19 protein-coding genes are annotated in these 19,782 nt (G+C 39.6%); 16 read left to right on the forward strand and 3 right to left on the reverse strand.

From position 1 onward, the window contains the following. Positions 1–32 precede the first annotated feature (32 nt). On the reverse strand, positions 33–320 hold the full coding sequence (locus ACXIUD_RS17690) for a TIGR03643 family protein (RefSeq protein WP_458053977.1): 288 nt from the start codon (positions 318–320) through the stop codon (positions 33–35). Between the two features lie 37 nt (positions 321–357). On the opposite strand from ACXIUD_RS17690, the gene ACXIUD_RS17695 reads away from it, so the two are divergent. Further along, on the forward strand, positions 358–1,830 hold the full coding sequence (locus ACXIUD_RS17695) for an FAD-binding domain-containing protein (protein ID WP_458053978.1): 1,473 nt from the start codon (positions 358–360) through the stop codon (positions 1,828–1,830). Positions 1,831–2,111: 281 nt separating this feature from the next. On the opposite strand, the gene ACXIUD_RS17700 is transcribed toward ACXIUD_RS17695, so the two are convergent. Together ACXIUD_RS17700 and ACXIUD_RS17705 are read right to left on the reverse strand one after the other, a co-directional pair. Further along, the gene (locus ACXIUD_RS17700) at positions 2,112–4,019 is read right to left on the reverse strand and encodes a M14 family metallopeptidase (protein ID WP_458053979.1); all 1,908 of its coding nucleotides are present in this window, start codon (positions 4,017–4,019) and stop codon (positions 2,112–2,114) included. Positions 4,020–4,127: 108 nt separating this feature from the next. Next, positions 4,128–4,703 (reverse strand): hypothetical protein, encoded by a 576-nt coding sequence (locus ACXIUD_RS17705; RefSeq protein WP_458053980.1) that lies wholly within the window; start codon positions 4,701–4,703, stop codon positions 4,128–4,130. A 247-nt stretch (positions 4,704–4,950) separates the two neighbouring features. Here ACXIUD_RS17705 and ACXIUD_RS17710 point away from each other — a divergent pair, with 247 nt between their 5' ends. From ACXIUD_RS17710 to ACXIUD_RS17780, 15 genes are all read left to right on the forward strand, one after another. Then, a complete protein-coding gene (locus ACXIUD_RS17710; protein ID WP_189583264.1) occupies positions 4,951–5,418 on the forward strand; it encodes an Lrp/AsnC ligand binding domain-containing protein in 468 nt (155 codons plus the stop codon). Between the two features lie 248 nt (positions 5,419–5,666). Then, entirely contained in the window at positions 5,667–7,112 is a 1,446-nt protein-coding gene (sufB, locus tag ACXIUD_RS17715; protein ID WP_458053981.1) for a Fe-S cluster assembly protein SufB, read from the forward strand. Positions 7,113–7,143: 31 nt separating this feature from the next. Next, positions 7,144–7,905: a Fe-S cluster assembly ATPase SufC gene (sufC, locus tag ACXIUD_RS17720; protein WP_458053982.1), complete on the forward strand. Its 762-nt coding sequence runs from the start codon at positions 7,144–7,146 to the stop codon at positions 7,903–7,905. Between the two features lie 11 nt (positions 7,906–7,916). Beyond that, positions 7,917–9,188, forward strand: a complete 1,272-nt coding sequence (gene sufD / locus ACXIUD_RS17725) for a Fe-S cluster assembly protein SufD (protein ID WP_458053983.1) — start codon at positions 7,917–7,919, stop codon at positions 9,186–9,188. A 5-nt stretch (positions 9,189–9,193) separates the two neighbouring features. Then, on the forward strand, positions 9,194–10,417 hold the full coding sequence (locus ACXIUD_RS17730) for a SufS family cysteine desulfurase (RefSeq protein ID WP_458053984.1): 1,224 nt from the start codon (positions 9,194–9,196) through the stop codon (positions 10,415–10,417). Continuing rightward, complete coding sequence (locus ACXIUD_RS17735) at positions 10,414–10,851, forward strand: SufE family protein (protein ID WP_458053985.1); 438 nt, start codon at positions 10,414–10,416, stop codon at positions 10,849–10,851. The genes ACXIUD_RS17730 and ACXIUD_RS17735 overlap by 4 nt, the downstream gene beginning before the upstream one ends. 1 nt (position 10,852) lies before the next feature. Further along, complete coding sequence (locus ACXIUD_RS17740) at positions 10,853–11,194, forward strand: DUF59 domain-containing protein (RefSeq protein WP_458053986.1); 342 nt, start codon at positions 10,853–10,855, stop codon at positions 11,192–11,194. 19 nt (positions 11,195–11,213) lie between these two features. After that, positions 11,214–11,633, forward strand: coding sequence for a BrxA/BrxB family bacilliredoxin (locus ACXIUD_RS17745; RefSeq protein WP_458053987.1), 420 nt, complete (start codon positions 11,214–11,216; stop codon positions 11,631–11,633). A gap of 300 nt (positions 11,634–11,933) precedes the next feature. Then, positions 11,934–13,220 (forward strand): citrate synthase, encoded by a 1,287-nt coding sequence (locus ACXIUD_RS17750; RefSeq protein WP_458053988.1) that lies wholly within the window; start codon positions 11,934–11,936, stop codon positions 13,218–13,220. Positions 13,221–13,366: 146 nt separating this feature from the next. Next, positions 13,367–13,627 carry an acyl-CoA-binding protein gene (locus ACXIUD_RS17755; RefSeq protein ID WP_458053989.1) on the forward strand — a complete coding sequence of 87 codons (261 nt, stop codon included), beginning with the start codon at positions 13,367–13,369 and terminating at the stop codon, positions 13,625–13,627. Positions 13,628–14,000: 373 nt separating this feature from the next. Next, complete coding sequence (locus ACXIUD_RS17760) at positions 14,001–15,752, forward strand: DEAD/DEAH box helicase (RefSeq protein ID WP_458053990.1); 1,752 nt, start codon at positions 14,001–14,003, stop codon at positions 15,750–15,752. A 177-nt stretch (positions 15,753–15,929) separates the two neighbouring features. Further along, the gene (locus tag ACXIUD_RS17765; RefSeq protein WP_458053991.1) at positions 15,930–16,646 is read left to right on the forward strand and encodes a 16S rRNA (uracil(1498)-N(3))-methyltransferase; all 717 of its coding nucleotides are present in this window, start codon (positions 15,930–15,932) and stop codon (positions 16,644–16,646) included. Then, positions 16,643–17,131 (forward strand): hypothetical protein, encoded by a 489-nt coding sequence (locus ACXIUD_RS17770; RefSeq protein ID WP_458053992.1) that lies wholly within the window; start codon positions 16,643–16,645, stop codon positions 17,129–17,131. Before ACXIUD_RS17765 ends, ACXIUD_RS17770 begins: the two co-directional genes overlap by 4 nt. Positions 17,132–17,160: 29 nt before the next feature. After that, positions 17,161–18,330 carry an alpha/beta hydrolase-fold protein gene (locus ACXIUD_RS17775; RefSeq protein ID WP_458053993.1) on the forward strand — a complete coding sequence of 390 codons (1,170 nt, stop codon included), beginning with the start codon at positions 17,161–17,163 and terminating at the stop codon, positions 18,328–18,330. Positions 18,331–18,357: 27 nt separating this feature from the next. Beyond that, the gene (locus ACXIUD_RS17780) at positions 18,358–19,782 is read left to right on the forward strand and encodes a leucyl aminopeptidase family protein (RefSeq protein ID WP_458053994.1); all 1,425 of its coding nucleotides are present in this window, start codon (positions 18,358–18,360) and stop codon (positions 19,780–19,782) included.

Raw genomic sequence — 19,782 nt, forward strand, 5'->3', positions numbered from 1 at the left:
GGTTTTTAAAAACCTGTCGGGTTTTTTCTATATTACTTCCGTTTGCTAATTTTATTAAAAGTTATCTTTCGTTGTTGATTTGATTTAAATCGTAACAGATTATCAGGCGCTTTGGCTATATGCTTTGTCCTACGACCTTGAACACGCTCGCGCCACATTTTAAAGGAGCTGGCTTTCATTTCACGGCGCATCAATTCTATGACTTCTTGTTCAGATACACCAAACTGATTCTCTATGGCATCAAAAGGGGTCCGGTCTTCCCATGCCATTTCTATGATTCTATCAATGTCTTCGGGGCTGATTTCTTTGATCTTTTCCATGCTTTCAAAACTTTGAATTCATTTATTTGTTTGATTCATGATGCAGAAAGTTTCTATTGTTTGGTTTAAGCGTGATTTACGCTTACAGGATCATGAAGCCTTATCGGCAGCAGGTCAAGCAGGAATGCCAGTTATTTTGCTCTATATTTTTGAACCCGAACTCGTGAATGCACCTCAAAGTGATGAGCGACATTGGCGTTTCGTATGGGAGAGTTTGCAGGATATTAATCAATCATTGGCTAGTATGGATACTCGAGTACATATCTTCTATGCTGATCCGCTGCAAGTTTTTGAGAAGTTAGCTAAAGCATATCAACTAACACTCGTATTCTCCCATCTGGAAACAGGACTCCGAGTAACCTTTGATCGGGATAAACGGATGAAGCGATATTTTGCTGAGCAAGGTATAATTTGGAAAGAATTCAGGCATCAAGGAGTTAAGCGTGGAAGAAAAGATCGCTCCCAATGGTCCCAAGAATGGTATGCACAAATGTCATCTCCACAAGTTCACCCAAATTTGAAGAATGCAATTTTCTATACCTTACCAAAAGCTGTTTTAGAAAGTATTGAAAGTTTACCAATTCCTGATTCTTGGAAAACCCCTGTTCCTCAAATGCAAAAAGGTGGCCCAAGTACCGCCAAACGGTATTTCGACTCTTTTTTCTCTGAAAGAGCAGCTAATTACAATCGTCATATTTCCAAGCCTGAATTGAGTAGGAGGGGTTGCAGCCGCTTGTCCCCATATTTGGCTTGGGGTAATTTATCCATTCGGCAAGTCTATCAGGAGGCCGAACGGATCAAAAAGACCAAAAAATTTGTACGGAATCTAACGAATTTTCAGTCAAGGCTTCGTTGGCATTGTCATTTTATCCAGAAGTTTGAATCGGAATGTAGAATGGAGTTTGAGCACGTCAATCGCGGCTTTGATGAGCTAGTAAAACCCTTGGATAAGAGAAAAGTAGACGCATGGAAAAAAGGGCTCACAGGTATTCCCATGGTAGATGCTTGTATGCGTTGTGTGGTAGAAACCGGTTATTTGAATTTCCGTATGCGTGCCATGTTGGTATCTTTTTTAACCCATCATCTTTGGCAGGATTGGAGGGCAGGAGAGGTGCATTTAGCAAAACAGTTTTTAGACTTTGAACCCGGAATCCATTTTCCGCAGTTTCAAATGCAGGCAGGAGTGACAGGCATCAATACAGTTCGCATCTACAATCCTGTCAAACAATCGCAGGAACACGATCCAGAAGGGACTTTTATCAAAAAATGGGTTCCTGAATTGGCAAGTTTACAGATACCCTACATACACGAACCATGGAAATTGACGGTTTTGGAGCAGCAGATGATGGGATTTACTCTTGGGGTGGATTATCCTTTTCCTATAGTGGATGTTGAGGAAGCAGGAAGATTTGCCCGAGACACTATTTGGAAGGCACAAAAGTTATTGGCTGTGCAAGAGGATGCTTTGAGGATTTTGGGAAAACATACAGTGCCTAATCGGTGGCCATGAGGGATTTCTCGAAGCAGGCGCACAGAATTACCCCACGAAAGCAAAGTTTTGATAGAATAATGTCCTGAAATAAACTGCTTTTGTAGAGAACAAATTGTGTATTAGTTTCTTTCAGAAAATAGTATGGATCGTTTGATTAAGGTTTCAGAAAAAAAGCCCGTGCAGGAAAGTGAAAAGAAATAGGTATAGAAAGGCCTTTTAGAACCTCAGGATTTTATGAACTCCCAAAGCTCTAAAAGGCGCTTACATTTGAAACCTTTCCAGTCTCAAAGGTTTTTTAATTATTGAAGCGTAACTTCTTGCTCTAAGTAACCCCCTCTAGTTGAAAGCAATTTCACTTTTGCTTTCACAGGCTCTTTTTGGTTGACTTTCACACGGAATTTTACTTCTTTTTCTTCTCCGGCATCTGTATAGCCAGCGTAGATGGTTTTGTCATACAAACTTGGTTGGCTGATCTGCACAATGGCTTTTTCGTGGCCTTTGGTAAGTTCTTTATCAAACTCCAACATTACGCGATCTTCTTGTACGATTTTTACTCGTTTGGCTTGATCTAGGGCTACAGGAAGTTTACCCACGTTTTTCCACTTGACAGTTACCTCATATTCATTACCGATTTTTTGGACGACAGGATCTTCCATGATGAGTTCAGGTAAGTCCATAGCCATAGCCACATTGAACAAGGACTGTTTTTTAATCCATCCTTCCAACTGCCAAGGTGGGCCATTTTGAGAGAAGAATTTGGGATGGAAACCACCGATTTCAACTTCGCCTAATTGTGGGTGCATAAACTTTTCCCATACTTTAAAGCCCCTGCTACCGTTTTCCTCATCATCCCAACGAAGCGCATCGTAATCATCCAATACTCCGTCACCATCATAATCTTTCATGGCCCCGTTATTCCAAAGTTCGTCACCATACCATATAGCTCCATAATAGAAATAACCAAAATCAGGTCCGTGACCAAATAGTGGGTTTGGTTTAAGTGGATCTCCTGTCAGTCTATTGGTGCCTCCTCGGGTACTATAAGTTTCATACACATCACCTGCCCAAGGATAACCAGTAATGCTCATACCCAAGCTATCGTAGTATTCATAGATTTTACGATCTTTTTCAAACATAGATTCTACACTGCTGGAAGTGGACGGTGGTCTCAAGTGCATAGGCACGCGAGTATCTAAAGAGTTGACCACTGAAATGTTTGGATGCTTGATCAACCATAGGAAGGTTGCCCGCGTTTCAATTTCACTTAAAGGATATTCTCCAGCACCAAATTGGGTGTAGCCTCTTCCAGTTGCATCTTCTCTAGAGTTTGGTCTCCAATTTTCTGGATAGTTTCGGTGTAAATCCAAACCACCTATACCATCTTCATTGAATCTGCCATCTCCATCATTGTCGATTCCTTCCGTATACATCAAGTAATCACCTTTACCATCCAGCACTCGCTTCATCAAGCGTTTTTTAGGATCTCTCGGGTCAATGATGTAATTGGCTTTCTCTTTCTCTTCCGGAGTGACTGCTTTTTTGCGCATCATGTGGATGACACCATCTCCATTCAAATCTTCCTCCGGGTCTTCATCATACAGACCATCTCCATCTACATCAAATGGACGTACCGTACTTCTATTCCGTTGTTCTGAGAAGAGGTACATGTTTGTTCCGTCGGGGTTGTTTTGTGGGCGAACATAAATAGTTTTGGTATCAATCAGATGGGTGATTTCAGGATCTTTACCATAATTTTCCAACAAATACTGTGTCAACCATAATACAGCCTCACTTGCAGTAACCTCTCCTCCATGGCGTCCTCCTTCAAAGAAGGCCGCTGGCTTGTTGGTATGCTTTCCAGTTTTTTTATTGGTAATCGTCATTTGCAGAATAGGACGGCCTTCAAAAGAACGTGCCACTTCATACAATTCTGTGATATCAGGGTACTGTTCTGCCCAAAGGCGGTACCAATGATACATGACATCAGGCGTGTGATAAATATCAAAGGTCAAGGTTTCTCCTGGAGTATATTCCACTTCAGGAAATTCATATTTTTTAAAAAAGGATTGACCATGCCGCTCACCTGAAACGGTGTAAAATTTAGATTGGCTGTTTTGTTCTGGGAATATCTTTCCAAACTCCTGTGCTTGGGTGGCTGCAAGTCCCATCAGGGATGCAAGCAGTGTACCGTAAATTTTGTTCATCATAGGATAGGTTTACATATCCCTTAAAAATAAGACGATGGAAAAAGCTTTCATAACCATTCAAAAAAAAATCCCCAACTTTCGTCGGGGATTAATTGGTGAGTTTAACTCTTAGTAACTGATGAGCAATTCAAAAGATGTATCGCTGTAGCTTGTAAATCCAGGTACAGGTTGAGCTTTAGGTAATTTTCTCAACACATGAGCAACTCGTTCTTTAGTCCCTTTGTCAACATTTTCTGTTAGTACATCAAAACCAACAATCTTACCTTTTCCGTTGATGTTTACTAATACTTTTAATTCTTCTAAATCAGCAGCTTTCTTTGTTCTGAATATAAATGGGATATGACTATCAATCACATCCAAAGTAAACTCAGGCCAAGCCCATTCACAAATATAGCTATCTGAATTGCTAGCATTCATCTGAGCTACTGGCTTCAATTCAATCATAGTCTCTTTTTTAGAAACGCTTGATTTTATGTCGGATGCAAGCAAACTTAACGAAGTTAATGTGGCTAATAATCCTGCTGTCAGTATTTTGATGAAGAGTGTCATGGGTTTTTCTGCTCTTTGATGATGTAAATATACATCAAAAAACTTTTCAAACAAATAAATTTGTATTTTATATTCAAAAATAAGTAACAAAAAAGTCTTGCCAGCGACAAGACTCTTTTCAGAATATAAACCCAAATATAACTTTAGAGATTAAAAGTTTCAATCGTGAATTTTGCTTCGTAATGAAGCAATTTATTTTTTAGCAATACTTAATTTGGTTAATCATTTTGCTGTTCAAATTAAATATTTGAATCTAAAGCAATGTCAAAATAAATAGGTTTTAATTTAATTTGCAAATTGAAAAATAAATTTTGTTAATTTTTAACTGTTTTATAATTTACGCATGGTTTTATTAACATGACTTCAAAATCACCTAAAAAAAATGGATAAAATTTTAGATATTGACAATGTGGATCTCAAAATCATCTCGTTGTTGAATCAGGATGCTAAGACTCCTTATACAGAGATTGCCAAAAAAGTATTTGTATCTTCTGGTACAGTTCACGTACGAATGCGTAAGTTGGAAGATATGGGAGTGGTTAAAAGTGCCACGCTTAATATAGATTTCTCTAAACTTGGTTATGACATTTCTGCCTTCTTGGGGATTTATTTGGAGAAAAGTAGCTTGTACGATAATGTCATTGAAATGCTCAAACAGATTCCGGAGGTTATTAATGCTTATTATACAACTGGCAATTACTCTATTTTCGCTAAAATCATCTGCAAAGACACAAATCATCTGCGGACTGTTTTGGATAATATTCAAAAGGTGGATGGTATAGACCGTACGGAAACACTAATTGTATTGGAAGAAAGTATTAACCGACCAATACAGTTTTTTGACAAGTAAAACTAGTTATTTGGATTAAATCTAAATAAAAAATATTTTGTATTATTCCTATAAATCGTGTAATTTTAATTCAGGAGTCAATTTAGATAAAATTGACTCTTTTGTTTTTTAAACCACTGATAATAATTACTTTGTGTGACATGTATTACTTTTTTTTAAGAATTTTTTAACAGTAGTGAACAATAAATTTTTCATTTGTGTTGTATCTTCACACCATAAAATGTAATTAGTCTAAATAATTCAGCCCAATGAGCAAGGATAATCAAATACTGGAAGAATTAACCTCTAAGGAATACGAGCATGGCTGGTCTGTTGCATTAGAAGCAGATGAAGCACCACTCGGCCTCAACGAAGATATCGTCCGTTGGATTTCAGCAAAAAAAGAAGAGCCGGAATGGATGTTGGAGTGGAGATTGAAAGCTTTTGAAGTGTGGAAATCCATGAAAGAACCTGAATGGGCAAATGTTCATTATCCAAAAGTAGATTTTCAAGCTATTCGTTATTATTCTGCCCCAAAGCAGGCTAAAAAACCAAAAAGCTTAGATGAAATTGATCCGGAATTGTTACAGATATACGAGCGATTGGGTATCAATCTCAATGAGCAAAAAAGACTACAAGGGATTGCCGTGGATGCTGTTTTAGACTCTGTATCTGTGGGTACCACTTTTAAGGATACATTATCTAAGTTAGGAATTGTATTTTGTTCCTTCTCGGAGGCTGTACAGGAGCATCCCGAATTGGTTAAGAAATACCTTGGTTCAGTTGTTCCTGTAGGTGATAACTATTATGCAGCCTTAAACTCTGCTGTATTCTCTGACGGATCGTTTTGCTATATCCCTAAGGGTGTTCGTTGTCCTATGGAGCTTTCTACCTATTTCAGAATTAACGCAGCAAATACAGGGCAATTTGAACGTACACTAATTGTAGCTGAAGAGAGTTCTTATGTTTCTTACTTGGAAGGATGTACAGCTCCCCAAAGAGATGAAAATCAGTTGCACGCAGCAGTAGTTGAAATCTATGCAGACAAGCATGCAGAAGTAAAGTACTCAACTGTTCAAAATTGGTTTCCGGGAGACAAGGAAGGCAAAGGTGGTATTTACAACTTCGTAACTAAGCGTGGGATCTGCGCAGGAGATTATTCAAAAATTTCCTGGACCCAAGTTGAAACGGGTTCAGCCGTGACTTGGAAATATCCTTCCTGTATTTTGAAGGGGGATCATTCTGTAGGTGAGTTTTACTCAGTTGCGGTGACTAATAATTATCAGCAGGCAGATACGGGTACGAAAATGATCCATATCGGAAAAAATACCCGCTCTAGAATTGTTTCCAAAGGTATCTCTGCCGGAAAATCACAAAACTCCTATAGAGGCCAAGTTCAGGTGATGAAACGTGCTGATAATGCGCGCAACTTCTCCCAATGTGACTCTTTATTAATGGGAGATAAGTGTGGTGCACACACCTTCCCTTACATTGATATTCAAAACTCGACTGCCAAAGTAGAGCATGAGGCTACTACTTCCAAAATCGGCGAAGATCAGTTGTTCTATTGTAATCAGAGAGGGATTTCTACTGAGGATGCAGTAGCCTTGATCGTCAACGGTTATGCAAAAGAAGTATTGAATCAGCTCCCTATGGAGTTTGCCGTGGAGGCACAAAAATTACTTGCCTTGACTTTAGAAGGCTCAGTCGGTTAATCTAAACTATATATTTGAAAACTACATACCTATGTTATCTATAAAGAATCTTCATGCCTCTATCGATGGAAATGAAATATTGAGAGGTATCAATTTGGAAGTAAAAGCAGGAGAAGTTCATGCCATCATGGGTCCAAACGGCTCTGGAAAATCTACTTTGGCATCTGTTTTGGCAGGCAGAGAAGAATATGAAATCACTGATGGTGAGGTTGTGTTCCAAGATAAAGATTTGTTGGATATGGCTCCCGAGGATCGTGCAAGAGAAGGTGTTTTCTTGGCTTTCCAATATCCAGTTGAGATTCCAGGAGTATCTACAACCAATTTCTTGAGAACTGCGGTTAATCAAGTAAGAGAATACAGAGGTCTAGATCCATTGGACGCAGTAAAGTTCTTGGCACTGATGAAGGAGAAGATGAAGTTGGTGGAAATTGACCAGAAATTATTAAGCAGATCTTTGAATGAAGGTTTCTCAGGTGGTGAGAAAAAAAGAAATGAAATTTTCCAAATGGCGATGTTAGAGCCAACATTGTCAATTTTGGATGAAACTGACTCCGGTTTGGATATCGATGCTTTGAGAATTGTATCCAATGGAGTAAACAAATTAAAGTCAGATAAAACAGCCACCATCGTGGTTACACACTATCAGCGATTGTTGGATTACATTGTTCCTGATTATGTACACGTGTTATATAAAGGAAGAATCGTAAAATCCGGTAGCAAAGAGTTGGCCTTAGAGTTGGAAGAAAAAGGATACGATTGGATTAAGGAAGAAGTTGAATCTGCCTCTGTATAAATCTACTATCAATGATGACGACAGCGACAACAAGTAAATTATTTACACAAGTTCAATCTTTGTTTCAGACTTCGGGAGGTTTTACTTCTATCCGTCAGCAGGCGATCGAGAACTTGGAGAATCAAGGTTTTCCTGCTGCAAAAGCAGAGGAGTATAAGTTTACCAATCTGAGTAAGAAAGTAGAGAATAGCCTGACGAGCGAAAGTTTTGCTCAGCCTTTTTCTATCGATCAAGCAACTTTGTATGCTCACACTTTTGCTGACTTTGAAGGTGATATATTGGTGTTTACCAATGGAAAATGGAATCAAACGCTTTCTAAAATCACTCAAAACTACACAGTGGATGTGGTTTCCGAAGATGGTTTGTTGGGTACAATCTCCAAGCCAGGGAAAGATGCATTTGCAGATCTTAATACTGCCACTTTTAAGGAAGCTATCAAAATATCGGTAGCGAAAGGAAAAGTTATTGAAAAACCAATCCTATTGATTCATTTCAATCAGGCGAATGAAGGTCAATTAGTTGTACCTCGTCTCTTGGTGCAGGTGGATGAGCTTGCTCAGGTAACTTTATTGGAATATGCAGTTTCCTTGGATGAGGAAGTTTATTTCTCCAATGCCTTGACAGAAGTAAAGGTGGCTGCGGGAAGTCATGTTAAATTCTTCCGTTTACAAAATCAGTCTTCCAAAGCTATCCTTATGGATACGTTAGAAACGGATATCCATAGAGATGCGGTTTTTACTTCGGTAAAAATCTCTTTAGCTGCGGATATGATTCGGAATAACTTGACCTTGAATCTATTGGACTCGGGTTGTGAGGGAAATATGTATGGCTTGTATTTGTTGAATGGCAAGACTCATGTGGATAATCATACCAATGTAGACCATACCATGCCTCATGCGGTCTCAAACGAATTGTACAAAGGTATTTTGACAGATAGTTCGCGTGGCGTATTCAATGGGAAAATCTTCGTTAGACAAGATGCCCAAAAAACTAATGCATTTCAGCAAAACAATAATATTTTGCTTTCTGAAAACGCCATCATCAACACGAAACCACAATTGGAAATTTGGGCAGATGATGTAAAATGTTCCCACGGATGCACTACAGGTCAGTTGGATGAGGAAGCCTTGTTCTATTTACAGGCGAGAGGGTTGGATAAGACGCAGGCAAAGGGCATGTTGCTTTATGCATTTGCAGGAGAGGTGTTGGAATTTATTTCCGATGAGCCTTTCAAAGCTTACGTTACCCAATTGGTAACGGAGCGATTGGGAACTCAGTTTTAAGAGAAATGTCACTAGATATAGAAAAGTTAAGAGGCTTGTTCCCTATACTTCATCAGGAAGTGCATGGCAAGCCTCTTGTTTATTTTGATAACGCTGCTACTACACAAAAGCCACAAGCGGTGATTGATGCCTTAACAGGATATTATCAGCATGATAATGCCAATATCCATAGAGGAGCACATGCTTTGGCTGACCGATCTACCCAATACTTCGAAAGTACACGGGAAGCAGTTCGGGATTTTATTCACGCTAAAGAAGCAGCAGAAATCATCCTGACCAAAGGAACTACCGAGAGTATCAATCTCGTGGCCGCTACTTTTGGCCGCAAGTTTATCGGTGCAGGAGATGAAATCATTATCTCCACCATGGAACATCATTCCAATATTGTTCCATGGCAAATGCTTTGTCAGGAAAAAGGTGCTATACTCAAAGTAATCCCTATCAACGATGCTGGGGAGATCGAATATGAGGAGTTTCTGAAATTGCTCTCTGATCGTACCAAACTGGTGAGTATTGTACATGCGTCCAATGCCTTGGGCACAATCAATCCTGTGAAGGAAATTATCACAAAGGCACATGCGGTAGGAGCGAAGGTGTTGTTGGATGGGGCGCAATCCACATCTCACTTACAGGTGGATGTGCAGGAGTTAGATTGTGATTTCTTGGCGTTTTCTGCACATAAATTATACGGCCCTACAGGATTGGGCGTGTTGTATGGTAAGAGGGAGGTCTTGGAATCTATGCCTCCTTATCAAGGTGGTGGAGAAATGATCAAGGAAGTAAGTTTCGATGGAACTACCTATAATGAGATTCCTTTCAAGTTTGAAGCAGGTACCCCAAATATTGGAGATGTGATTGCGTTCAAAAAGGCCTTAGATTTTATTCAAGAATTAGGAAAAGATGCAATTAAGGCCCATGAAGATGAACTTCTTCAACATGCAGTGGCACAGCTTTCAGAAATCAAAGGCTTTATTCCTGTTGGGGTAGCCAAAGATAAGGTGAGTGTACTTTCATTCTGTATTAATGGAATGCATCCATTTGATGTTGGGGTGATGTTGGATGCGAGAGGCATAGCTGTGCGAACAGGACATCATTGTACACAACCATTGATGAAACGATTGGGTTTGGAGGGAACTGTTAGAGCTTCATTTGCTGTTTACAATACCAAATCGGAAATCGATGTTTTGGCAGATGCTGTTCAAAAAATCGCACGAATCAAAAACAAATGATGGATATCAAGGAAGTTCAGGAAGAAATCATCAGTGAATTTGAGATACTAGGGGATGACAAAGAATCTACCATTTTCTATATTATGGAATTGGGAGGTAATTTGGATGTATTTCCCGATGAACAAAAAACAGAGGATAATATCATCAAAGGCTGTCAATCCAAAGTTTGGTTGACAGCCAGTGAGAAAGATGGAAAAGTACATTTTCATGCAGATTCCAATACAGATATTACCAAAGGATTGATCAGTTTATTGATCAGGGTATTATCTGGCAGGAAACCTTCAGAAATTGCCTTTGCTGATCTTTACTTTATTGACAAAATCGGTATGGGCTCAATCATCGGTTCACAACGCTCCAATGGGTTGTCTGCGATGATCAAACAAATGAAATTGTATGCATTGGCATTTGATGCCAAATTAAACGCAGGAATATAATATGCCAGAAACCACAACGACAGTCAAAGAGATACCTTCTCAGGAATTGAAAGAAAAGGTAATTGCCGCAATCAAGCAGGTATATGACCCTGAAATACCCGTAGATGTGTATGAGTTAGGATTGATTTATGAAATCAGTATTTACCCAGTCAACAATGTGTACGTTTTGATGACGCTGACCTCACCTAATTGTCCTTCCGCAGAATTCATTCCTTCCGAGATCAAAGATAAGATACAGCATATCCAAGGTGTCAATCATGTAGAGATGGAGTTGACTTTTGATCCTCCCTATTCTCAGGATATGATGTCCGAAGCAGCAAAATTAGAATTAGGATTTCTTTAAATATAAAAAACAGTAGCATATGTACCCAGAGGATTTAATTGCCCCCATGCGTTCTGAATTGACCAATGTGGGTTTCGAAGAATTCAGGACTGCCGAAGATGTAGAAAATCATTTGAAAGACCATAAAGGAACCACCTTTATTGTTATCAATTCCGTGTGCGGTTGCGCAGCAGGTGCTGCCAGACCGGGTGTTCGCTATGCATTGGAGCAAAGTGATGCAAAGCCAACTACTTTGGCAACCGTTTTCGCTGGAAACGATCGCGATGCAGTAGCAAAAGTGAGAGAGATGCACATGCCATATCCTCCATCTTCTCCCTCCATGGCCTTGTTCAAAGATGGTGAATTAGTTCACTTCATCGAAAGGCACCATATCGAAGGTAGAAATGCTAAAATGATCGGCGACCATTTAGTGGAGGTTTTCGAGCATTTCTGTAAGTAATCAGAGCCCTACGGGGCTTTTTTTATGCTAAAAAACTATAGCAAACACTTAACCTTTTTAAAAGAGATTCGTTGGTAAATTGATTTGCGTAGCCTATGAAATCAGCTAAATTTCGCTGAAATCAGCAGGTTTGTTGGAGACTAAGCAAAACGTTAAATATAGGTGTATTTTGTACTTGTACACAGATGCTTGTCACTTGTGTAATTAATCGTGCAAAAAATACCCGATTTTACTAACTTAAGGGCTCAGATTAAGTTAAAGTATCAGGAAAACAATAAACTGTAAATAAACAAAACATATATGTCTGAATTTGCTAAGATATCTTATGCAGGCAAGGAGTACGAACTCCCTGTTATTGAAGGTACGGAAAACGAAAAAGCGATCGATATTGGAAAGCTTCGTGCACAGTCCGGATTAATTACCATTGACCCAGGTTTCAAAAATACGGGTTCAACTACCAGCTCTATTACTTTTTTGGATGGAGAGGAAGGAGTTTTAAGATATAGAGGTTACAGAATTGAGGATTTGGCTGAAAAGTCATCTTTCCTTGAGGTGGCTTATTTATTGATATATGGTTCATTGCCTACCCAGCAGGAATACGAAAAATTCAGCAGAGATATCACTACACATACGTTGGTGCATGAGGATATCAAGAAGATCTTGGATGGTTTTCCTTCCAATTCTCACCCAATGGGCGTATTGTCTTCCTTGATCTGTTCTTTAACTGCATTCTATCCAGAGTCATTGGACCCAAATAGAAATGAAGAGGCAGTTAACCTTAGCATTATCCGTCTTTTGGCAAAAATGCCAACATTCGCCGCTTGGGCTTACAAAAATGAAGTTGGGCACCCTGTGAATTATCCAGATAATAGCTTAGACTACTGCTCCAACTTCTTGAAAATGATGTTTGCGCTGCCAGCTGAGCGTTATGATGTAGATCCAGTTGTTGCCAAAGCCTTGGATCAATTATTGATCTTGCATGCAGATCATGAGCAAAACTGTTCAACCTCTACCGTTCGTATTGTAGGTTCTTCTCAAGCTAGTATCTACGCAGCGATTTCTGCGGGTATCAATGCTTTATGGGGTCCTTTGCATGGTGGGGCTAACCAAGCTGTAATTGAGATGTTAGAAGCTATCAAAGCTGATGGTGGCGATGCTCAGAAATATTTGAATAAAGCAAAAGATAAAAATGATCCATTCCGTTTGATGGGCTTTGGACACAGGGTGTACAAAAACTTTGATCCAAGAGCGAAAATCATTAAGAAGGCTGCCGACGATGTATTAGGTAAACTTGGAGTCAATGATCCAGTATTGGACATTGCCAAGGAATTGGAATACGCTGCTTTGAATGATCAATATTTCATCGATAGAAACTTATATCCAAACGTTGACTTCTACTCAGGAATCATCTACAGAGCTTTAGGTATCCCAACAGACATGTTTACGGTGCTATTTGCTTTGGGGCGTCTTCCAGGATGGATTGCGCAGTGGAAAGAAATGAGAGAGAATGGAGAACCAATCGGAAGACCTCGTCAGATTTATACAGGCGAAACAGAACGCGATTATGTTTCTATGAACAAGAGGTAATAATGCTTTGATAAGCAAGCCTTTTACTTTAAAAAAGAGACCGGTTGAAAAACTTGGTCTCTTTTTTAGTTTATGGTCCGTTTAATGCCTACGTGAAATCTTTTTTCTGTATATTTGGAAACCCAAAATTAATAAATGAGTTTCTTATGAATGCAACTAATTTAGATGAAGCAGTAGCTTTAACCAAAAAATTTACCAGCAAACCAAGTAATGAGGAGTTGTTGAAATTATACAGTTTGTACAAACAAGCCACGGAAGGAGATAACACAAGCGAACGACCAGGAGGTTTCGACTTCGTAGCCGCTGCCAAGTATAATGCTTGGTTGGCTTTGAAAGGAAAAGAGAAGGATGAGGCAGCTTCCGAATACATTGAATTGGTCAATACGCTCGCAGGAAAATACATGTAATTGGAATTTTTCATTTAATAGAATGAATATATCCAACGATGGATAAGTAAAATCCCACAGAACATTGTGTTTCAATAGCTCTGTGGGATTTTTGAATTATCAGAATAATTTACCTGATTTTTACCTTCTTTTAAGGAATTATATTTCGTTTTGTTGGTTTGAAAAAGGAGTACTGCCGAATTTTATAAAAAATATTCAGAGTTTTCCCTTACATTGTTTCAAAAACTTTTGAATGGAATTTGGTTTTCCAATTTATTTCCCACATCTTTGCACCCGATTTAAACAATAACATTTTTCTAACCGTGGTTTCCTTACTGTCGCTTGACTTGGGTTACTTCAGGAGCTCATGGTTCAGAAAAGTAAGGCAAATTTCATGGAAAAAGAATTATTATTCTCAGACCTTGGGGTATCTGCAGAGATCCTTAAGGCAGTAGAAGATATGGGCTATACCCATCCTTCTACCATTCAATCACAATCTATCCCTTTGTTGCTTAGTGGCCGTGATGTCATTGGACAGGCGCAAACTGGTACTGGTAAAACAGCCTCTTTTGCTATTCCAATCATCGATCAGGTTGATACAGACTTCAACAAGCCTCAAGCGCTAATCTTATGCCCAACGCGTGAGTTAGCCGTTCAGGTAGAAGGTGAAATTGTAAAATTATCAAAATACAAAAGAGGGCTTTCTTCTACTTGTATTTATGGTGGAGAAGCTATCGACAGACAAATCAAATCCTTGAAAAAAGGTGTACATATTGTCGTTGGTACTCCTGGTCGTATCATGGATCACATGGAACGTGGTACATTGAAATTGGATCATGTAGGAATCATTGTATTGGATGAGGCAGATGAAATGTTGGACATGGGTTTCAGAGATGATATCGAAACCATCTTGAGCGAATGTCCGGATGAAAGACAGACAGTATTCTTCTCTGCTACGATGGCTAAGCCAATCATGGACTTAACTAAAAAGTACCAGTCTAATCCAGAGATTGTTAAAGTTTTAAGAAAAGAATTGACAGTTGAAAATATCTCTCAAGTATATTATGAGGTAAAATCACCTCTAAAACTTGAGTTGATGTCACGTTTGATCAATTTAAATCAGTTTGCGTTAAGTGTGGTTTTCTGTAATACCAAGCGTACCACAGATGAAGTGACAGAAGAACTGATTGCAAGAGGCATTATGGCAGAAGCATTGCATGGGGACTTATCTCAAGCCCAGCGAAGCAAAGTAATGGCTAAATTCCGTAAAGGTCATGTGTCTGTATTAGTAGCTACTGATGTAGCGGCAAGAGGTATAGATGTGGACAATGTAGAAGCAGTATTCAATTTTGATCTACCATTGGATGAGGAGAATTATGTGCATAGAATTGGTAGAACCGGTCGTGCTGGTAAATCTGGAGCTGCTATTAGCTTTGCTACTGGAAGAAAAGATTTATTCAAACTGAGAGATTTGGAGAAATTCATCAAGACTTCCATTACCAAAATGTCTCCACCATCTGTAAAAGATTTGATTGCCTTGAAAAAGGATCAATTAATTAAGGATGTCTATAAGCAATTGAGTAAGGAAGAAGATAATAGCTTCTATGAAGAAACGATCGGTCAGATGTTGGCTGAAGGTTTGACCATGGAGCAAGTGATGATGGGATTGATCAAAATTCAAATGGCTGATGCTGTTCATGAAATGGAAGATCAAAACTTTGAAATCGATCTTGGTAGAGAGCGAAGTGGAAGAGAGCGTACAGAAAGAGGTGGTAGAGAGCGGGATCGTTTTGATAGAGGTGGTAGACCAGAAAGAGGTGCACGTCGCGAAAGAACATCCGAGCGATCCGATAGAGGTGGTGACCGTTCTGAGAGAAGAGGACCGAGAGAAAAAGTCGCAAGAGAGCCAGGAATGGCACGCTTATTTATCAATCTAGGTAAAAAAGACCGTGTTAGACCAAATGACATCGTAGGAGCCATTGCAGGTGAAGCTGGGGTACCAGGAAGAAGCATTGGCGGTATCGATATCTTTGATAACTTCTCTTTCGTAGATGTACCTTCCAAGGATGCAGACCATATCATTAAAGTGATGAAAAACAATACCATCAAAGGTAAGTCTGTAAACATGGAAATATCCAAAGGCTAAGAAATTCATTATAGGTTAATTAGTTTATAAAGGTTAGTGATAGAAAGCACGGCTCCGCAGGGGCTGTGCTTTTTTTATCTGTCAAATTGATTGGCACTACCGACAAGACTATGTAAATTTAACTCTCCATACTGATAAACAGTAAAGCCAACCATTTGAAGACTTGAAATACGGCTTATGCAGCTTTTCTACCACGAAAAAACGTTGGATAATACCTTTGACTTAGATGCTGAAGAATCCAAACACCTCATTAAAGTGCTTCGCAAAAGCAAAGGGGATAAAATACAATTTACTGATGGGAAAGGATGTTTGCTCCATGGGGCTATCATCGATGCTAATCCCAAAAAGGCAAGGATACAGGTAGAGCAACGTCACTATCAGCCGGAAGATGATTTCCATATTCATTTGGCCATTTGTCCTACGAAGAATCTAGATCGAATGGAATGGATGCTAGAAAAAATCACAGAAATTGGAGTTCATGAGGTTACTTTTATCGAATCCAAGCACTCGGAGCGGGTTTTTCTCAAGATGGATCGATTGGAAAAAAAGGTGATCGCAGCTTGTAAGCAGAGTTTGAAATACCATTTTCCTAAGATCAATGGTTTAAAACCATTGGAGGAAGTATTGAAAGAGGCACGTTTTGATACATATCAGCGATTTATTGCCTATATTGATGAGGAAAATACCAGACATTTGTTTGAAAAAGCTGAACCAAATCAATCCTATATGGTATTAATTGGACCAGAAGGGGATTTTGCTAAAGAAGAAATCGAAATGGCATTTCAGTATCACTTCTTGCCATGTTCTCTGGGAAAATCACGCTTACGGACCGAGACAGCTGGTGTAGCAGCTGTGCATACCTTGCAGTTAAAAAACACATCATTTATACCATGAAAAAATTTATACTAGCGGGCATTACTCTTGCTCTATTTCAATTTTGCCAAACACCAGCAGACACTAACTCTTCACATGGAGAAGATGGGTGGCTTACAGGCACTAATCAGGAAAAATTTGATGAGATCGCCCATCAGTTAGGTGGGTTTAGCAAAACCATGGTGGAAGTTTCCTACCGTTATTCTGAACTTTATTGGGCCGGTATGGATGAAAACTGGGGCTATGCGGAGCATCAAATAGAGCACATCATCGAAGCGATGGAGGATGGCTTGAAAAGAAGACCTGTTAGGGCAGAATCAGCCGAAGCATTTATGGAAGAAGCTATTCCTGCCATAGAGGCAATTATCGAGAAGAAAAATAAAGAAGAATTTATCATCGGTTTCCGAGCTTTTACATCTGCCTGTAATGCTTGCCACGCCAAAGAAGGTGAGTCCTATATTATGATCCAAGAACCATTGCAGCGACTTTCTCCCGTAAGATTTTAACTAAATAAATTATTCACAGGTACTTACACATGCATTCAGATAGTCAACAGCCTTTGGAGTCTACCGAGGAAGAAACATTATCGGTAGATTCTTTGACCATTCTGCTTCAGACAGATGAGGATGATCCTAGGCCTGTATATCTTTCCGGAAATTTCAATAACTGGCAAACTCAGGACAGGCGATTTATGATGCAGCGCCTGACCAAAGGGCAGTATCAATACCAGTTTTCGTCCGACTTTCATTTTCCGGAAGAATTGGTATATAAATTCACAAAAGGAGATTGGTCTGAGGTAGAGATCGATCGCTATGGAAACAAAACCCCCAATCGTTTCTGTCAAAAGAAGAGTGGTACACAGAAAGAATATGTGCCCCGATGGAGGAAAAACTGGTTGCCTTATAGACCCTCTCAATTACCGAAGGTTCACTTGATATCCGAAGAGTTTGAGATTCCTCAACTGAACAAAAAGCGTAAAGTTTGGGCATTGTTGCCGCATGATTATGATACTTCGGATGAACAATACCCAGTCTTGTACTTGCAGGATGCCCAAAATCTATTTAATGAAAATTCTCCCTATGGGAATTGGCAGATTGATAAGAAATTGGCCGTCATGTCTGATTATGGTATTGGAAAAATCATCGTGATTGCCATTGAACATGCCGAAAAGGAACGTATTGTAGAGTACAATGTTGGAAAAACGCTGCTAGGAGAAGGGCAAGGAAAGAAGTACATGCGTTTTTTGGCAGACACACTGAAGCCTTTTGTAGATAAAAATTTCCGAACCAAACCAGAGCGTCAATATACAGGGATAGGAGGGAGTTCCATGGGGGGCTTGATTACGATTTTCTCAGGGTTAATGTATCCAGAAGTTTTTGGAAAGCTCATGGTTTTTTCACCCTCCTTATGGGTTATTCCAAAACTCAAATTTTCTTTTTTGGATTTTTTTGAACCTATGGAAACAAAAATATACCTGTATGCAGGTGGAGACGAGTCTGAGACCATGGTCAAGCACGTAAAAAAATTCCGAAAGAAACTGCTCAAACATGAAGGGGCTCAGTCCAAGATGAATATCCAATTATCCATCAATATGGAAGGAAAACATTCTGAAACCTATTGGTCCGATGAATTCCCTAAGGCTGTGGAGTGGTTGTTTTTTGCAGATCGGGCGGGGGATGTCCTAGAAGATTCCGAGGAGGAATAATTAGTGATTCAAATAAATAAATCTTATATGAAATTTTCAATTCAGTCTGCAAGTACCTCTTTCGATATTTCGGGAATAATTGTGCCATTTTTGGAGTCAGAAAGCATTCGGTTTTCTTGGGAAGACAACTCTTTTGTGATCAATAAAAACCTTTTTGCAGGCAAGAAAGACAGTATGTACTCCTTTGAGTCATTGGGAAAACTTTTTATTTTGGTTGGCTTAGGAAAAGAACCGGATTTTAAGTCTGTTCAAAACAGTTTCCGACGATTAACTGCAAAAAATTCTGATCTTCTCAACGGGTCTCATGTACTCGATTTGTCATCTGCGTCGGATGCTTGGATGCTTGAGGCAATGGTAACAGGTCTTAAATTAGGGACTTATCGTTTGTCCCATTTCAAAAGTGGAGACTTGGGTCTGAAGGATTGGAGTTCCTTGAGTTTTGTAATCAAAACCGAATTAGAAAACGCAGATGCATTATTGATTCAAGCGGAGAAGATTGCAGCGGCCCAGTTGGAGACGTTCCGAATGGTAGATTTACCTGCCAATACCGTGACTCCACAGTTTTTGGCAGATTGGGCACTTAATCTAGGTAAGCTAGCGAGTGTTTCGGTGCAGGTTTTGGATGAGGTTCAGGCGGGAGAACAGGGCTTGAAAGCGTTTCTTTCGGTCGGACAAGGAAGTAAGCGGGCACCGCGATTTATTATCATAGATTATCATCCATCGCATGCACAAAAGCATGTAGGTCTAGTTGGGAAAGGGGTTACCTTTGATACGGGTGGTCTGAATATCAAAACCCAAGGGATGGTTCACATGAAATGCGACATGGGAGGAGCCGCCACCGTTTTGGGAGCCATACAATTGGTAGCTTCTTTGAGCGTTCCTCATCGAGTAACAGCTATTGTTCCATGTGTGGAAAATGCAGTGGATTCAAACGCTTATCTGCCATCAGATGTGATTGGTAGTTACAGTGGAAAAACAATTGAGGTCATAGATACAGATGCTGAAGGGCGCTTGATTTTGGCCGATGGCCTGACTTATATGGTTAGAAATTATAAGCCTGAGCTCTTGATTGACTTTGCTACCTTGACAGGTAGTGCTGTGGGTACTTTTGGGTATTCCTGTGCAGCCTTATTTTCAAAGAATGAAGCATTGCTCAAGCAATTGCAAGAAGCTGGAGATGCAGTGGGTGAGCGCATGTGGCCTTTACCGATGTGGGACACTTATCAGTCAGAGATGGATTCGGACATCGCAGATATCAAGAATTATCATGGAAAGCCTTTTGCAGGGGCTATTACTGCAGCCAAATTTTTGGAATTTTTCACCGAAGGGCATGAGGCCTACGCACATATAGATATTGCCGGGACAGCTTTTGGAGATTCTGAATTTGCAAAAACCAAGCATGCTACTGCGTATGGTGTGCATTTATTCCTTAAATTGTTGAAAAATCTTTAA

The organism is Mongoliitalea sp., from assembly GCF_054166905.1.

Coding starts and splice junctions, on each gene's coding strand:
- ACXIUD_RS17740 (WP_458053986.1), top strand. CDS start 10,853: ATGCCAGAAACCACAACGACAGTCAAAGAGATACCTTCTCAGGAATTG.
- ACXIUD_RS17745 (WP_458053987.1), top strand. CDS start 11,214: ATGTACCCAGAGGATTTAATTGCCCCCATGCGTTCTGAATTGACCAAT.
- ACXIUD_RS17755 (WP_458053989.1), top strand. CDS start 13,367: ATGAATGCAACTAATTTAGATGAAGCAGTAGCTTTAACCAAAAAATTT.
- sufD (WP_458053983.1), top strand. CDS start 7,917: ATGATGACGACAGCGACAACAAGTAAATTATTTACACAAGTTCAATCT.
- sufC (WP_458053982.1), top strand. CDS start 7,144: ATGTTATCTATAAAGAATCTTCATGCCTCTATCGATGGAAATGAAATA.
- ACXIUD_RS17760 (WP_458053990.1), top strand. CDS start 14,001: ATGGAAAAAGAATTATTATTCTCAGACCTTGGGGTATCTGCAGAGATC.
- ACXIUD_RS17695 (WP_458053978.1), top strand. CDS start 358: ATGATGCAGAAAGTTTCTATTGTTTGGTTTAAGCGTGATTTACGCTTA.
- ACXIUD_RS17735 (WP_458053985.1), top strand. CDS start 10,414: ATGATGGATATCAAGGAAGTTCAGGAAGAAATCATCAGTGAATTTGAG.
- ACXIUD_RS17775 (WP_458053993.1), top strand. CDS start 17,161: ATGCATTCAGATAGTCAACAGCCTTTGGAGTCTACCGAGGAAGAAACA.
- sufB (WP_458053981.1), top strand. CDS start 5,667: ATGAGCAAGGATAATCAAATACTGGAAGAATTAACCTCTAAGGAATAC.
- ACXIUD_RS17690 (WP_458053977.1), bottom strand. CDS start 320: ATGGAAAAGATCAAAGAAATCAGCCCCGAAGACATTGATAGAATCATA.
- ACXIUD_RS17730 (WP_458053984.1), top strand. CDS start 9,194: ATGTCACTAGATATAGAAAAGTTAAGAGGCTTGTTCCCTATACTTCAT.
- ACXIUD_RS17710 (WP_189583264.1), top strand. CDS start 4,951: ATGGATAAAATTTTAGATATTGACAATGTGGATCTCAAAATCATCTCG.
- ACXIUD_RS17765 (WP_458053991.1), top strand. CDS start 15,930: ATGCAGCTTTTCTACCACGAAAAAACGTTGGATAATACCTTTGACTTA.
- ACXIUD_RS17700 (WP_458053979.1), bottom strand. CDS start 4,019: ATGATGAACAAAATTTACGGTACACTGCTTGCATCCCTGATGGGACTT.
- ACXIUD_RS17780 (WP_458053994.1), top strand. CDS start 18,358: ATGAAATTTTCAATTCAGTCTGCAAGTACCTCTTTCGATATTTCGGGA.
- ACXIUD_RS17750 (WP_458053988.1), top strand. CDS start 11,934: ATGTCTGAATTTGCTAAGATATCTTATGCAGGCAAGGAGTACGAACTC.
- ACXIUD_RS17770 (WP_458053992.1), top strand. CDS start 16,643: ATGAAAAAATTTATACTAGCGGGCATTACTCTTGCTCTATTTCAATTT.